Origin of the sequence: Nostoc sp., from assembly GCF_036919815.1 — a bacterium.
In the GTDB taxonomy this organism is placed as follows: domain Bacteria; phylum Cyanobacteriota; class Cyanobacteriia; order Cyanobacteriales; family Nostocaceae; genus Nostoc.
Window position 1 is genome coordinate 21479 of record NZ_JBALCE010000024.1, and the last position, 15429, is coordinate 36907.

The following is a 15429-nucleotide window of genomic DNA, read 5'->3' on the forward strand; positions in this document are numbered from 1 at the left end:
ACTTTTGTAGATATACACTTAAGAGCCAATTGCAGCAACAGAATGACAACTTTTGTTGCAAAATCCCTATAATTCTATTGACATGCGATCGCCTTTCAACAAACACATCTCGTAAAATTGGATCTCAGGTCTTGTTGAGAATGGTGCAAGATAGTTAATAATAGCTGCAATACTTTTCAAAGCATGAGTGAAACACTTGCTGATATTGCCATCGCATCTGTGTTCAAATAGGAACTATAAGAAAACCTGAAGTCCAACTACAGTCCCGTGTATCACTGTGCCGTCCTGAGCAATGTACCACCAATTGCATAAACGGCATCAAAACCAATTCTTTCTCCCCAAAGTACTGCATCGGTTTGCTTGGATCGTAATCGAAGACTCGTTTCGACTAAATCATCACCGATTTCGTAATCTCCTGTTTCAACATTAATCGAGATAATTTTGCCAATGTTCTCTTGTGTCTCAACTTTGGCACGGATACTTTTTTGATAGAGTTGCTTTCCACGTCGGGCGACTTCTTGGCTACTGAGCGTAGGGTGGGACATAAATAAATCGCCTGTTTAAGCTGCTAGATTCTTCACTTCATTGTAGAGCAGAAGCTATATAGGTTAGAGAGCAATGCTTAATTCTGTAGGAGTTAGGAGAGCGATCGCCTCAAAGTAGCATAGCAAATGGTAAAAAAGCTTGAACAAAGACTAAAGTAAGAAACTTTAGCACGGCATTCCTTACCAATGATCGCCACAGTCCAGTGATATCAAAGGTTTTGAGAGCCTCCTCTTATTCGGACAACAACGCCTTAAGTTACTGTTGAAGCAGAAAATAGGACTGGGTAACGAGTTTTCAGCAGAGCATTACGCTGAGTAAGCAGTTATTGGCTATGCTTAAGAAGCTGTTTACCGTCAAAAGACTCATTAATAATCTACTTGAGTTACTTTTCGGTTATCTTAATCATTAGCTACTGGAACTTGTAGTTATGTCGCTAGGCGATCATTTGAATTCAACTAAGCTAAAATCATTTTCGATTAATGGCTTGTTTGGTTTTAAGAATGTAAAAATTCCTTTTGAGAAGGAAGCCGTTATTCTGATTGCAGAAAATGGTTCCGGGAAAACTACTATTTTAAATGCCTTATACTACTCAATCTCTTGCAATTTCCACAAGTTAAGCACCATAGATTTTGACTCAGTAGTTCTTGAGTTTGAATCTGGAGTCAGTGTCGATATCAAAAAAAGTGATTTAAAATCATATGATAAAGATGATATTTTTCAATTCATTTCTTTGCTGAGACCGTATTTACCTAGCCGAGAAATAGATAGATTGAAAATGGAGATTAAAAAAGGTTCATCGTCTGATCTCGTTCGCGGAGATTTGTCTAAACTGATAGCTAAATATGGTTTACCCTCCAGATATATGGAAATAGTAGAAGAAATTAGTTTGAGACTTAGAAGTGATAAAGAAGGAGACCAAAAAAGTATAATCGATAAAATTAGAACAACTATTCAAGAAAATCTCAATGAATCTATTCTATATTTTCCAACATATAGGAGGATCGAAGAAGATATAAAAAACTTGGGGTATGAAGAAGAGAGATTTGAGCGCCTGAACTTTAGTGATGGAGAAGGTAAACTTATTCAATTCGGAATGAATGATGTCATTAGCAAGTTTGATGAAATAAAAAAAGCAATTAAAGACTCAGCCCTTAATCTCTTTTCAAAAGTAACGGGTGAAATTTTAACTCAGTTTGTTGAGGGAATTGAAATTACTCAAGAAATGAGAGACAGCATTCAGCCTGAGACGTTGAATATAGTTTTAAGCCGTGTTGGCGAAAAAAATATATCAACATCTGATAGAGAAAGAATTGAAAAGCTAGTAAGTTCAGGAGAAATAAATTCTACTCGATATGAGCAGCTCGTCTATTTTTTATCAAAATTAGTAGGCTTGTATGAACAGCAAAAAGAAAAAGATGAGTCCATCAACCAATTAGCCACAATATGCAACGAGTATTTAAATAAAAAACGTATTATTTATGATGAAGCTAATGTAGATATATCTATAGTCCAAACTAGAAATAGCAGCCCGATTGAGATTAGAAACCTTTCATCCGGAGAAAAGCAAATCATCTCCCTCTTTTCCAAGATTTATTTGGAGTCCTCTGAGGACTTTATTCTACTGTTTGATGAGCCAGAATTATCACTATCTATTGAATGGCAAAAGCTTTTACTTCCGGATATTTTGAAGTCAGGGAAATGTAGGCTACTTTTAGCAGTCACTCATTCCCCGTTTATCTTTGATAACGAGTTAGATTTGAATGCCAATGATCTTGATATTTTTGTACGGGAGGAATGAATGTCAGTAGACAATTTAAGAGCTTCCCGTGGTAAAGCTGTCGTCATATTTACTAAATTTACTAGACTTTACAAGCAGTATGAGTCTGCACTTTATTGCTTCTTTGAGGGAGAAGACAGTAAGTATTATGGGATTAGAATAAAGAACATCATAAGACCTGAGAAAGATATTTACCTTAGCTGCAATGGTAAGGAGGGTGTTTTAGGTATTCACATAATGCTTTCATCCCGTAAGCATTATGCAAATGTTAAAGCGGCTTATTTTGTAGATAAAGATTTTGATATATCAATAAAAGAGACGAGTTTAAGTAGGATATATGAAACACCTTGTTACTCAGTAGAAAACTTCTATACATCAGTTCAATGCTTTTCTGAAATTTTGAGAAGTGAATTTAAGCTAACCGAGTCAGATGAAAATTTTCAAAGATGCATTTCTCTTTATACGAAACTACAAGAAGATTTTCATAACGCAGTCGAATTGCTAAATGCTTGGATAGCTTGTCAAAGAGAGCAGTCTAGTAAGTTAAACATTTCGGGGCTTAGTGTATTGCGCTTTGTGGATATTGACTTAGATAAAATCACAGTAAAATATACAATTGATGATTTATATGAGAGGTTTGCGAATGTACCTATTATTCCTCAGCAGGAACTAGATATTAAGATATCTGAGCTACAATCCAACATTCGACAAAAGAGTTTTAGAGGTAAGTTTGAAATTGAGTTTTTATTTTATTTTCTTCAAAAACTTATGAACGCAGCTAATGAGAGGAATTATCCATATTTCACTGGAAAGGTGAAAGTTGTACTATCTTTATCAAAAAAGACGATAATTTCTGATTTGTCTCAATACGCTGATACATCAACCTGTCTCTATAGCTATCTTGAGTCTTTTCAAGTTGCCTGTTGAAACGCTAACTGCTCGTGTTACTCTACTTCATTAGATTTTGAAATCAGGAGAGTAAAGCACATTTGTACAAAGTATATGCAGCATAACCTTATTGTGTAAGTCAAAAAGCTTGAACAAAGAGCGATCGCAACATTGAGCAGGAACTAGCTAAAAAATAGCGTTGGCGCCAGCCTTGTCCTCAGACATCGCACTCCACCAAATACAATCAGGGTAAAACTCTAGTTCTGCAAATTTATTTAACACTCCTAAACCACTCAGTAATTCCCTGAGCGATCGCATTTGCAATTTTCTTCTGTTCTTCTGGGTTCACTACCTGCTCAAATTCATCGGGATTGCTCATAAAACCCAATTCCAGCAACACTGATGGCGCAGCTGTCGGGCGTGTCAGCGCTAGGTTATCCCAAAATACACCATAAGAAGGTCTGCCGAGTTTTTTGACTACATACTTCTGTAAAAATATTGCGAGGTTATGAGCTTGGGGTTGATACCAAAAAGCGGCGAATCCCTTGATTTTTTCGGCATCGCCATCATCGGGTAGGGAGTTGTGGTGTATAGAAATAGCGATCGCTGGTTCTTCTCGACTGATAATTGCCTGACGTTCTGCTAGGGAAAGTTCGCGATCGTCCTCCCGCGTCATCACCACCGTTGCTCCTCGCTTCACCAAATCATCCCGCAACAACTTACATACCACCAAATTCACATCTTTTTCTAAATATCCAGTTGGGCCACTGGCACCAGTTTCTTTACCGCCATGCCCTGGATCTAGTACAATCTTGAAATTAGCTAAAGGCTTGCGTCTTGTGTTCCCGATTTTAGGCGGATGACGCAAAGCCAAAACCAGGGTTGTACCGTCGTATCTCAGCTTATATCCCCACTGTTGAGCTTTTTTGAGGTTAAGGGTGTATTTTACTTGTCCTGGGGCTTCCTGTTGCCAATCTAGGCGAGAAATTAGGGGGTCATCATCCAGGCGAATAATGTCGGTTTGGGCAGTGGTATTGTAAAGAGTGAGAGCGATCGCTTGCTCAGTTTGTTGCACACTCACAGGCACGGGAACTTGCAAGGGGAAAACTATCTCTGTCGCACCAGGGAGTTGACGGTATCCGACACTGCGAATTATTGTCTGTGGCGGAATTGCACCAGCTAGAATGTGGGTTTCTTGACTATTAATCCAAGCACCATAGTCTAGGCGCAACCATTCACCTTCCCTACCTGTAACTGTTGCGCGTGTGCCTTTGGGCAGTGGTGTGAGTCGAGAATAATCAGTGTTCGGGCCAGTACGAGCAACACCTGCGTCTGCCGTTACTTCCGCAACTGGCAACTCTGCTCTTGAGAGGATTTGAATCTTACCAGATCCTGGCTGAGTTATCGTCTTGCTATTGAGTGTCAATTGAAACTGAGGTTGCCCTAGATCGGCGGCTGTTGCCAATGTGGTGCAACCTTGATAATTGCCTACGCTAGACTGGGCATAAGGCTGATTTTGCCCTGTCAAAATTGCCAAATTACTTGGTAGTTGTGCTTGTTGAGGTTGCGGTAAAAGGGCAATAGTTTGATTAGCCAAGTTTACAGAGACATTGGCCTTAGGGGGTGCGACCCCTTGAGGAAGTTTCGCTAATGCGGTAAAACAAATTAGTTCTCCTGGTAGTCTGGCAATGTCAGCAGCAGGAGTCAGGGAATCTTTAGCAAAGCCTAAGCCCTGTGGTAGCTCAGGGCTAGTGGTAAGCCTTGTCACTTTAATCTGGAGTTCTTGATTGTCGTGACGCACAGTAAAAAGATTCTCCCCCAACTGCAAGGGGAAACTAGGGGAAAAATGACCAGCTTTGCTGCGGGTAATTGGCTTACTATTGATCAAAACCTGACCATCTGGTGGTGCTGTGCCCAGAAAAAAGATTTTTTCGGCACTCGTCTGGTAGTTTGTCTGGGGAAAAACGACTATAAGAGATGCGTCTGCCAATGCTACCGAGGAGGTGAGAATACAGCCTAATATTACTAATCCTAGAAGGTTTTTCACAGCAAATCACAGAAAATTACACCACAATAACTGTGGCACAATGACGGGATGTATTTTTAGAAGTTGTTAGAAATTCAAACTACTATGACTAAGTTTATCTTTGTAACTGGAGGCGTAGTTTCCAGTATTGGTAAAGGCATTGTAGCAGCAAGTCTAGGGCGTTTGCTCAAGTCGCGCGAATATTCGGTGTCGATTCTCAAACTCGACCCTTATATCAATATCGATCCTGGCACAATGAGTCCCTTTCAGCATGGGGAAGTATTCGTTACCCAGGATGGTGCGGAGACAGATTTGGACTTGGGGCATTACGAACGCTTTACCGATACCTCAATGTCGCGCTTGAACTGTGTTACTACTGGCTCGATTTATCAGGCAGTTATCAATAAAGAGCGACGCGGAGACTACAATGGCGGTACTGTACAGGTAATTCCTCATATCACCAATGAAATAAAAGATCGGATTCTGCGAGTTGCTAAAAGTACAAATCCCTCTGTAGTAATTACAGAAATCGGCGGTACGGTGGGAGATATTGAATCACTGCCGTTTTTGGAAGCAATTCGCCAGTTCCGCAAAGAGGTGGGACGGCAAAATGTGTTGTATATGCACGTAACGCTGGTACCGTGGATTGCCTCTGCGGGTGAGATGAAAACTAAGCCAACCCAGCATTCAGTTAAGGAACTGAGATCGATTGGCATTCAACCAGATATTTTAGTTTGTCGCAGCGATCGCCCCTTACCCAAAGGATTAAAGCAGAAATTGTCGGGTTTTTGCGATGTGGCGGAAGAATGTGTGATCACTTCCCAAGATGCCAAAAGTATCTATGAAGTACCGCTAAATCTGGAATGGGAAGGAATGGCAGAACAAGTGCTGAACTTGCTGCAAATGGAACAACGCAAACCAGATTTGACGCAGTGGCAAACCCTGGTAAAACGGTTACATAGTCCCAAATACGAGGTAGAAATTGCCATTGTCGGGAAATATGTGCAGTTAAGTGATGCTTATCTATCTGTAGTGGAAGCATTAAACCATGCTGCCATCTCCACTTATGGCAAACTGCGGCTGCGTTGGGTGAACTCAGAAGATTTGGAAACTGAACCAGCCCAAACTCATCTTGAAGGTGTCGATGGCGTGATTGTACCAGGAGGTTTTGGTGTTCGGGGGGTAGATGGCAAAATTGCTGCGATTAAATACGCCCGCGATCGCCAAATCCCCTTTTTGGGTTTATGCCTGGGAATGCAATGTGCTGTGATTGAATGGGGTAGGCACGTAGGCGGATTAACAGATGCTAATAGTGCTGAATTTGACCCCTATACAATTGATCCGGTGATTAATTTATTGCCAGGACAGCAGGAAGTAGTGGATTTAGGGGGTACAATGCGCTTGGGGCTATATCCTTGTCGTGTTATACCTGATACTCTGGCTTTCAAGCTTTATCAAGAAGATGTAATTTATGAACGACATCGACATCGATATGAGTTCAACAATGATTACCGCGATCTGTTAATAAAGTCTGGCTATGTGATCAGTGGTACTTCTCCCGATGGACAGTTAGTTGAAATTGTGGAATTACCCAAGCACCCATTCTTTCTTGCTTGCCAATTCCATCCAGAATTTCAATCGCGCCCCAGTACCCCTCATCCCTTATTTAAAGGGTTTATTCAAGCAGCGATCACTCTTTCTATCTCGACATCTGGTAAACCTACACCATTGGAGGTGTCATAAAAATTCATAATTCATAATTCATAATTCATAATTCAAAATTAATTTTTTAGATTTTGAATTCGTGCATAGCAACATTAACTTAAGGCTTCAGCAGATTTGGACATCCAGGGTGCATCATTCGTAAATTTCGGACTTGAGGAGATGTTGTGGCGTACTGGGTGAGAATCCTTTACGAAAGGAGAGAATATGTAGTGAATTTTGAGGGTGTCCATGCTTTTTGTTATGAAGTGAATGGCAGGGTTACTTTTTGGTTGCCCGATAGTGCCCTTCCAATAGTGATTAACCCGCAAACTAACTTGGAAGATTATCAAAAGATTCTCGATTATTTAGAATGTGTGACGGTGTTGGAATTGGATTATGCTCACTGGGTGAAAATTATTTACGAAAAAAATGAATATGTAATTAATCTCAATTGCATTAGTTCTTTTTGCCATGAACCTAACGGCAGAATAACTTTTTGGTTGCCAGATGGCACTATTCCGATGATCATCAACCCTGTGAGTAATCCTGAATCATATCAAAAAGTGGTGCAATACGTTAAGAAAGCAACAGGATATTCTTTTTCTTAGTGTCAATTCATGCACCTTATAAAAATTGCAGGTGATTAAATCCACAATCCTAAATAACGATTAATTCTCCAAGGCGTTTCAATATACTGAGTACTTGGTATAGTTCGGAATCACGTTCAATTGATAGCGCATAAGATCGTGCATACCAAAGATGTTCTTGTTGAATTAATTTGACAAAAACAAATTCCCTACCGTTGATTAGTAAACCAAAAGTCGGTTGTGCAGAATTTGGACGAGCAAGCATATAAGCTAGTGCTTGAGGTAGGGCTATCATCACATCAAATTTACTGCTTTTAGATTCGATCACAAGTACCCAAAAACGTTTTTGGATGACAAGAACATCAATGTTTCCTTTAACGATAAAGCTCTCGTCTTCAGCAGAAATCTCAACAGAAGTCTCAGTTTCAATCTCAAAAGGAAGTTGATAAAACCCAGCTAGATCGAGTAAAGGAGACAGCACTACCATCTTTACCGCCTCTTCTGACATCAGACGGTGCTTATTCAAGTTTAAATAGTTGCTTTTGACTCGCGCGATCGCTTGCTTTTCATTATCAGTCAGAGTTGGTAAATTTTCTGTCCATTCTGTAAATAAGTTGGTGTCTGTGGCAAGTTGCAAACCAAATTTTTCTTCTAATTCGTAAAGACTGATGTCTCTCGCTGGGACTGTTTGAACCATAATCTAAAATCCCGAATGGAGTTGCAATGCCAACTTTGCTGCACCCACTATCCCAGCAAAATTGCCTAACTCTGCTGGCAATATTTGTAACCCCACGCGTGATAAAGGCTGCACTCGCTTCTCAATTTCTGCCTTCACTGCTGGTAAGAAAAATTCAAAGCTGCCACTTATGCCGCCACCAATAACGATCGCTTGTGGTGTGAGTACATAAATCAAACTCGTCAAACCAATTCCCAAATTATTACCATATTCTTGCCAAAAAGTCAAGGCTGCGGCATCTCCTTGTTGGGCAAGAAAACCCAATTCGGCGGGTTCCTTGAGAGTGCGGCGGCGAATTGCAGTCGCAGAGGCATATTGTTCCAAAGAGCCTTGATTGCCACTATTACAAATTGGCCCATCAGGGTTGAATGAAATTAAACCCAATTCCCCGGCGGCTCCTTGATGTCCAACAAATAGTTTGCCATCGAGGATAATTGCGCCACCAACCCCAGTTCCCAAAGTTAGCAGAATCAGATTTTGAAAGTGGCGACCGGCTCCCAGCCAAGCTTCTCCCAAAAGAGCGCAATTAGCATCATTAGCGATCGCAGTAGGTTTACCAGTTTTAGCTTCTAGCCAGTCTGCTAAAGGCACATCGCGCCATCCAGGTAAGTTAATTGCTATTTTGGCAATGCGTCCTCTTGCATCGGCTGGGCCTGGGGTACCAACACCAATCGCAACAGCTTGATTCTCTGGATCAATTTGAGCGATCGCATCTACCAACACCGCCACCACCGCCCCTGGTGTTGTCGGTTGGGGAGCTGCCACAGTCAAAGATAAGAGACAAGTACCATCAGATGCAAAACGCCCCAGCTTAATTGCTGTTCCCCCCACATCAATGCCAATTACTTGAATTTTGTCATTTGTCATTTGTCATTTGTCATTGGGCATTGGTGAACAGCTATTCCCTATTATTGTCGTTTTCATCCCCCATCTGTTCGCGCAGCGTCTGCCGTTGGGAGAAGACGCGGGGCTTTCAACTCCGATTTCTGTAAATCAGCAACAGTCGTGGTACGAAAACTCCATTCCTCGTGCCAAGCTGTAATTGGCGCACCTCTTAAGATGCCAGCAAGGGCAACAGAAAGGATAAACCCGCCAGTAGCGGCAGCAATTAACGTTAGATTATCTTTCATACAAATCTCTCTATTCTTATCTTATTTTTCATTTGTCCTTTGTCCAAAACTAATGACCAATACTTCTCTACGAGAGGCTGCGCCAACGGCAACGCTCAGTACAAGTGACTAATGACTAATGCCTAGTTTCGGATTCTATTTTCTCTCCGTAATCGGGGATTGACAAATTCATTTAACCCCTCACCAAGTAGTGATAACCCTACTACCATGCATGTCATCGTTAAACCAGGGAAAAGCGTAGTCCACCAAATGCCAGTTGGTAGAGCTTCTAAGGCTTGTTTTAAATCATGTCCCCATTCTGGCACTTCTTCGGGAAGTCCTAGTCCCAAAAAACCCAAACCGCCCAAAACCAAAATCGCATCAGCAGCGTTGAGCGTGAATAGGACGGGTACGCTTTGAATGACGTTGAAAAATAGATAACGAGAAAGTACAACCCAAGTAGAAGCGCCCATTGCTTGAGCAGCTTCGATGAACACTTCAGTTTTCACGCTTACGGTGTGGTTGCGAACAACGCGGTAATATTGGGGGATGTAAGCAATGCTAATGGCGATCGCTGCATTTAATATCCCACGTCCCACCACAAACGCCAGCGTCACAGACAGCAATAGCCCCGGTAGAGTGTAGATGCTATCCATAAGAAATAGCAACATTTTATCCAATTTACCGCCGAGATAACCACTCAGCATCCCCAAAGGCACACCGATAATCATACTCAACGCTGTTGCCAAAATCACCACTAGCAAAGCAGCTTGAGCGCCAAACATTGTCCGGGAGAACACATCATAACCCAGGCGACTAGTACCAAACCAATGTTTAGCTGAGGGTGGCTCGTGAATTGGATTAGAGAGAAAATCTTTCGGGTTTTGCAGCCATTCCCAAGCCTGGAATACGGGAGCGAAGAATGCCAGGAAGATGAAAAATAGGGTAATGGCTAACCCGATGAGCATGAGTTTTTGGGAAAGATTGGAAGTTTTGCCAAATTGTAAAAATGTCGGTAGCCGCCGTTTTGTAATGGCCATAAAGCGATCGCCTGGTTCAAGCAAGATACGCTGACTATTTTACCGGAATTAATGGGTTTAAAGCCCCGTCGTTCTACGACGGCTTTGAGAATTGAGCTATACATTTTCTAAGAACATCGGACATTCCCACTCCTTGTTTTTGTGCTTCTTCCTTTAGCTGCTGAAGTTCATACTCAGACAATCTGACTTTAATCGATTTTTCTCTAGACATAGGTGAACATTTGAGGGTACAATATAATTATGCCACAGGTAGAATAACCGCTAGCACAAATGGATAACCAACCCCAAAACGACTGGCTAGAAAAAAATAATAGCTAGTGGGTAGCGAAAACACTCGCGTTTAATAAAAGCTAGGATGCCAACGCGCAACCAAACCAGTAAACCTAAAATTTTGAGGAAATTAAACGTATCGTGGGGGGCACGAGAACGAGAGAATAAATTCTCTAACGCTTAGGGAGATGAAGCCCACTGGGGTCAGCTAAATTGAACTAGAAGCTTTGTTTTATAAACGGGTTCCCGGTTTAAGTATTGCCAAATAGAAAAGATGCAAAGTTTTTAGCTTGTGCTATGGCAGCAGAGGCAGATTTTTTGATTACGGGTGATTCTGATTTTAATCAGGCGGAAACTTTAGTAAATACAACGATTATTTCTGTATCTTTATTTAACAGGTTAGTTTGCGATGTCGGGGGGTGAGTATTGAGAATTAGTAACTGTTAATGATTTTTTACTATTCCCCATTCCCCACTCCCCATTCTTTTACAGATTGCTTTCAATCAACTGACGGTATTCGCTCTTTTGCTTCACACCTTTAACTTCCTTCACCAGTTCCTTATTTTTGAACAATTGAACTGTTGGTGTTCCTGTCACCCCAGCATTTTCGGCAATATCTCGGTCTTTGTCGATGTCAATTTCCACAAAGTGAATTTTGCTGTCAAATTCATCCACCACTTTATTTAAAATTGGCTTCAGGGTATGACAAGGGCCACAACCAGGAGAGACGTATTTAACAAGGAGTAAGCGATCGCTTTCATGGAACAATTTCCGTAAAGCATAACCTCCTTGATGGCGCGTCCCATTCAAATTAAATCCAGCTTCTTCTTCGGCTTCAGTCTTTTTAGCTGGCTGAGGTTCTAATTCATTATCTGCTGTTTCTGCCTGTTGATGGAATTCTTGAATCAAGCCACTAAATGATAACCAACGTTCTGCTAACATTGCCGCCATACAGCCAGTACCCGCAGCCGTAATTGCTTGCCGAAACTCATGATCTTGGACATCGCCAGCAGCAAAAACGCCCTCTACACTGGTTTCTACAGTACCGTGCTTGGTGACAACGTAACCGACCTCATCCAGTTCTAATTGCCCCTTAAATAAAGAGGTATTGGGACTGTGACCAACGGCGTAGAATAAACCCTTAGCGTGCAGTAGGCTCTCTTCACCAGTTTTGATATTGCGGACTTTCACCCCTTCCATGCGACCGTTACCGAAGATATCCACGGCTTCTGTGTTCCAATGTACCTGGATTTTAGGGTTGCTCAAAACCCGGTCTTGCATGGCTTTAGAAGCCCGCATCTTATCGGTGCGTACCAACATATTCACCTTAGAGCCGTATTTGGTGAGGTAAATTGACTCTTCCGCCGCCGAGTCGCCAGCACCAATTACAGCCAATTCTGCGCCGTGAAAAATCGGTGTTGCACCATCGCAAATTGCACAAGCGGAGATTCCCCGACTCCAAAATTCATGTTCGCTGGGTAAACCCAAACGCTTTGCTGTTGCACCAGTCGCAACGACGATGCTGTTGGTTTTAATTTCCCGATCTTGCGATCGCACTGTAAAGGGACGCTGACTCAAGTCAACTGAGATAACATCTTCAGTATATAGTTCAGCCCCCCAGCGCTCCGCCTGCGCCTTCATCTGATCCATCAGTTCCGGCCCAGTAATCCCTTGGGGAAACCCAGGAAAGTTCTCGACTTCCGTCGTTGTCATTAGTTGCCCACCTGGTAATCCCCCTGCTTGGAAACCTTCAAATACAACGGGTTTCAGGTTAGCGCGTCCGGCATAGATGGCGGCTGTGTACCCTGCTGGCCCAGAACCGATAATTACTAAGTTTTCTACTGTGGGGTTAGTCATGATATTTATATGAACTCATAACGACTACGCTTAATATAGCATAATAAAATGTGATTGGCTATGCCATGTTGGAAGCGATGTCTGCGACGGGCTACGCCTACGGAAAATGCCTACGGTGCGATGTGATCAACACTTGCCAAATATCCTCTTAACTGCTAAATACAAGTCACCACAAAAAATAGTCGTAAATAGAGGAAGATATTTTTTGCAAATTAGTTTAGCAGAGGCGATCGCTCACAGCTATGAAGGTTAATGTGGTATAAAATCCCTTCCAGAAATTCAATGTCAATCATGTTAAAGCTACTAAACGGTGCGATCGCGCTGATAAGACCAAGCCGCGAATAAACCAAAAGCAGCACAAGCCCAAAGTAGCCAAAGTAAATGTAGAAATAGCTGGTTATCGTAGTTCAAGTTAACCGCCGATAAAACTAATTGCCGATAGTGATAGAACGGCGAGAATGCAATTAAATCTTGTACGATTTGCGGTCGCAAAAGTGGAATTGAACCGCAAGCAACAGGAACAAGAATTAGAGATAAGGTAAGAATGGAATCAGCACTATTGGGGTCTAGTAAATACCCCAATGCCAGACCGAGAATCGCAAATTCATATTCAATGCAGTTATCCTTCTCGCCCCCTGCTTAAAATTATTACCCTGTACGAGCCTGAACCTCAGCGATGGAATAACAACTTTACTCAAAGGAGGAACCGCAATGATCAGCAATGAGCTAGAAACACTAGTTGAACAACGAGTAACGTACACACTCCAACTCAATGGACAAGTCTACATGATCGAGAACGTGCCTGCTCGTGTCAATCCAGAAACAGGAGAACAGTTTTTTTCTCCATCAGCTGTAGAACAGTTGCAGCAAATCATTCTCTCTGGACAAGAACCAGATCACTTTGCTGAGGTTCCTGTGTATCACTATGTAGCATGATCCGAATAGACATAGGAGTGAAAATGACGTAGGCACAATTTATGTAGCTTTAGCTTTCCTACGGAACGCTACGCGAACCCGCAGGGTATTTTGCCTACCAAGGATTTCGGACAACGCATAATTAATTTCTAGAGATGTCTATTGAGCAAATCAAGACCATCCTCGCAAATTTTTATGTACCCGTGCCAAATACCACATATAATCATCAATTTTGTAATTATCAGCAGCTTTAATTATATATTCCTGAGCTAAATCAAGATTATTCTGGGCTTCGTAATATAATCCCAAGTAAAGATGACTGTAAAAATTTCCCTTTATCGCTTCTGATTGACCGACAGTTAAAACATCATCTGGTGTACAATTTTCTGCATACAAATCATATACGCGCTGCATAACACGTCGAGGGTCATTTTTTACAGTTAGTAAAGAATTACGTGCCTCTTCAACACTTAACGAACGAGCTATGCAGAGATATCGCCATACTGTTTCTTCTACATCTTGAGCATTTACTGTCAAATCTATTTCAAATTGTTGAGCGCCCTCAGCAAATCTTTCTGCATAATAGTACGATAATCCACGTTGCCAGAGGTAGGGTTTAATACGGGCATCCAATTGCTCTGCAATGTCAAAATCTTGAATAGATTCATCAATCTTGCCCAGTTGAAAGTTAACCATGCCTCGACGAATGTAAGCATTAGGATTTTTCGACTGATTGCGAATGGTTTCGTTCCAGCGCTGGAGTTGATTTTCCAGTGAATTTAAAAAAAACATGAGTTTGTTGAATTGGAATAAGATGCGATAACCTACATTACGGTAAAAGGCGATCGCATTAACCATTAAGCATTAACCATCTACGAGATAAAATGCTAGAACATTAGTGCTTGGTTAGGGTAGCAATTAGGGTGGATGTGGAAATAGCGATGTCTACGACGGGCGTAGCTGCCGCTAATTTGTACCGACAAATGCAGTTTGAAACCGAAGCCACCGACAATTGAATAGATGATCGATGAGAATGGGTAGACGCGTCAGCAATATACAGTTTGAGGTTGAAATGCGCAGTGGAAGGCAGATTTAGGAGGCTTGCTTGCTAAGATCAAGAACAGTTATACACATTTTTTGTTATCAAGTGGAATATGAGACAGGTAATCGTGTATGGAGATGAAGATGGCTACTGGGTTGTAGAGTGCCCCAGCCTAAAAGGTTGTCTTAGCCAGGGTAAGACTAAACAGGAAGCCCTTTCCAATATCAAAGAGGCGATCGCAGGTTATGTCGCCGCGTTGGAGGAGGATGGCTTGCCTGTTCCAGAAGAGAATTTTGAAACTTTTCTGGTCTATTGCAGACTACAATAACACCCTTATTTGCTATTGGGATCTGTCTTATAAGCAATCTTTCGTTAATATTTGACAGTAAATTCACTTGCAAATCGCCTTGATAGGCAAATTTTGGCTTGCGGAATCCGGCAAGACGAGGTATGTGTATGGGAATTGATCAGCGATCGCATTCTCTATACATCTGCGGGTGTTGTTCCTTGCCTTATGAGTTCAGATGGTAGAGTTTTAATCTACTGTACAGATAACTACGAAATAGTTGTTTGGGATTTGGCAATGAACAGAAAATTATCTACATTGCAGGGGCATACAGCGCCAATTGGTTATGTTGCCATGAGTAGCGATCGCAACTTCATTGCTAGTTATAGCATTGATAGAACAATTAAAATTTGGGGAGTGCCAGAGTCGCTTATATACCAGTAGGAACCTGTAAATCACCTCCGAAGTGAGAACACATTATTTACAAATAACGGGTAATTTATCGTTGAATTGGAATCAGATGCAGTGAGTGGTTTAGGGGTTACGATCGCCGGGAGCAACGCGATTTTGTGAAGTCGGATCAAAATCAAGCGAACGCTAACAACTTTCTTCAGTACTAAAAAATAGTTATTACATCAATGACCGT

General features: G+C 41.7%; 18 protein-coding genes. 8 read left to right on the forward strand and 10 right to left on the reverse strand.

Translation table 11 applies throughout. The features are described from left to right. Window positions 1-272 precede the first annotated feature (272 nt). Window positions 273-545 carry a hypothetical protein gene (locus tag V7K15_RS07215; RefSeq protein ID WP_334904328.1) on the reverse strand — a complete coding sequence of 91 codons (273 nt, stop codon included), beginning with the start codon at window positions 543-545 and terminating at the stop codon, window positions 273-275. A gap of 428 nt (window positions 546-973) precedes the next feature. On the opposite strand from V7K15_RS07215, the gene V7K15_RS07220 reads away from it, so the two are divergent. Together V7K15_RS07220 and V7K15_RS07225 are read left to right on the forward strand one after the other, a co-directional pair. Next, a complete protein-coding gene (locus V7K15_RS07220; protein ID WP_334904330.1) occupies window positions 974-2344 on the forward strand; it encodes an AAA family ATPase in 1371 nt (456 codons plus the stop codon). After that, the gene (locus V7K15_RS07225) at window positions 2345-3250 is read left to right on the forward strand and encodes a DUF4435 domain-containing protein (RefSeq protein WP_334904332.1); all 906 of its coding nucleotides are present in this window, start codon (window positions 2345-2347) and stop codon (window positions 3248-3250) included. It abuts the gene before it with no gap. Between the two features lie 232 nt (window positions 3251-3482). Here the strand turns inward: V7K15_RS07225 and V7K15_RS07230 are convergent, their stop codons facing one another. Continuing rightward, window positions 3483-5258 (reverse strand): N-acetylmuramoyl-L-alanine amidase, encoded by a 1776-nt coding sequence (locus tag V7K15_RS07230; protein ID WP_334904334.1) that lies wholly within the window; start codon window positions 5256-5258, stop codon window positions 3483-3485. Window positions 5259-5342: 84 nt separating this feature from the next. On the opposite strand from V7K15_RS07230, the gene V7K15_RS07235 reads away from it, so the two are divergent. Then, the gene (locus tag V7K15_RS07235) at window positions 5343-6980 is read left to right on the forward strand and encodes a CTP synthase (protein ID WP_334904336.1); all 1638 of its coding nucleotides are present in this window, start codon (window positions 5343-5345) and stop codon (window positions 6978-6980) included. A 146-nt stretch (window positions 6981-7126) separates the two neighbouring features. Then, window positions 7127-7549, forward strand: a complete 423-nt coding sequence (locus V7K15_RS07240) for a hypothetical protein (RefSeq protein ID WP_334904337.1) — start codon at window positions 7127-7129, stop codon at window positions 7547-7549. Between the two features lie 49 nt (window positions 7550-7598). Here the strand turns inward: V7K15_RS07240 and V7K15_RS07245 are convergent, their stop codons facing one another. From V7K15_RS07245 to trxB, 6 genes are all read right to left on the reverse strand, one after another. Beyond that, complete coding sequence (locus V7K15_RS07245) at window positions 7599-8225, reverse strand: type I restriction endonuclease subunit R (protein ID WP_334904339.1); 627 nt, start codon at window positions 8223-8225, stop codon at window positions 7599-7601. Between the two features lie 3 nt (window positions 8226-8228). Then, the gene (locus V7K15_RS07250; protein WP_334904341.1) at window positions 8229-9131 is read right to left on the reverse strand and encodes an ROK family protein; all 903 of its coding nucleotides are present in this window, start codon (window positions 9129-9131) and stop codon (window positions 8229-8231) included. Window positions 9132-9184: 53 nt separating this feature from the next. After that, window positions 9185-9394 (reverse strand): hypothetical protein, encoded by a 210-nt coding sequence (locus V7K15_RS07255; protein ID WP_334904343.1) that lies wholly within the window; start codon window positions 9392-9394, stop codon window positions 9185-9187. A 122-nt stretch (window positions 9395-9516) separates the two neighbouring features. Continuing rightward, the gene (locus V7K15_RS07260) at window positions 9517-10413 is read right to left on the reverse strand and encodes an ABC transporter permease (protein WP_334904345.1); all 897 of its coding nucleotides are present in this window, start codon (window positions 10411-10413) and stop codon (window positions 9517-9519) included. Between the two features lie 73 nt (window positions 10414-10486). Next, window positions 10487-10624, reverse strand: a complete 138-nt coding sequence (locus V7K15_RS29925) for a plasmid mobilization protein (RefSeq protein WP_442949654.1) — start codon at window positions 10622-10624, stop codon at window positions 10487-10489. A 545-nt stretch (window positions 10625-11169) separates the two neighbouring features. Beyond that, window positions 11170-12540, reverse strand: a complete 1371-nt coding sequence (trxB, locus tag V7K15_RS07265; RefSeq protein WP_334904347.1) for a thioredoxin-disulfide reductase — start codon at window positions 12538-12540, stop codon at window positions 11170-11172. Window positions 12541-12646: 106 nt separating this feature from the next. On the opposite strand from trxB, the gene V7K15_RS07270 reads away from it, so the two are divergent. Next, window positions 12647-12793 carry a hypothetical protein gene (locus V7K15_RS07270; protein ID WP_334904349.1) on the forward strand — a complete coding sequence of 49 codons (147 nt, stop codon included), beginning with the start codon at window positions 12647-12649 and terminating at the stop codon, window positions 12791-12793. 50 nt (window positions 12794-12843) lie between these two features. Here the strand turns inward: V7K15_RS07270 and V7K15_RS07275 are convergent, their stop codons facing one another. Further along, window positions 12844-13122, reverse strand: a complete 279-nt coding sequence (locus tag V7K15_RS07275) for a hypothetical protein (protein ID WP_334904351.1) — start codon at window positions 13120-13122, stop codon at window positions 12844-12846. 129 nt (window positions 13123-13251) lie between these two features. Between V7K15_RS07275 and V7K15_RS07280 the strand changes: the two genes are divergently transcribed. Continuing rightward, a complete protein-coding gene (locus V7K15_RS07280; protein ID WP_334904353.1) occupies window positions 13252-13476 on the forward strand; it encodes a hypothetical protein in 225 nt (74 codons plus the stop codon). Window positions 13477-13626: 150 nt separating this feature from the next. Here the strand turns inward: V7K15_RS07280 and V7K15_RS07285 are convergent, their stop codons facing one another. Further along, a complete protein-coding gene (locus tag V7K15_RS07285) occupies window positions 13627-14247 on the reverse strand; it encodes a tetratricopeptide repeat protein (RefSeq protein WP_334904363.1) in 621 nt (206 codons plus the stop codon). A 362-nt stretch (window positions 14248-14609) separates the two neighbouring features. On the opposite strand from V7K15_RS07285, the gene V7K15_RS07290 reads away from it, so the two are divergent. Together V7K15_RS07290 and V7K15_RS07295 are read left to right on the forward strand one after the other, a co-directional pair. After that, entirely contained in the window at window positions 14610-14825 is a 216-nt protein-coding gene (locus V7K15_RS07290) for a type II toxin-antitoxin system HicB family antitoxin (protein WP_334904355.1), read from the forward strand. A 51-nt stretch (window positions 14826-14876) separates the two neighbouring features. Next, window positions 14877-15227, forward strand: coding sequence for a WD40 repeat domain-containing protein (locus tag V7K15_RS07295; RefSeq protein WP_334904357.1), 351 nt, complete (start codon window positions 14877-14879; stop codon window positions 15225-15227). Window positions 15228-15429 lie beyond the last annotated feature (202 nt).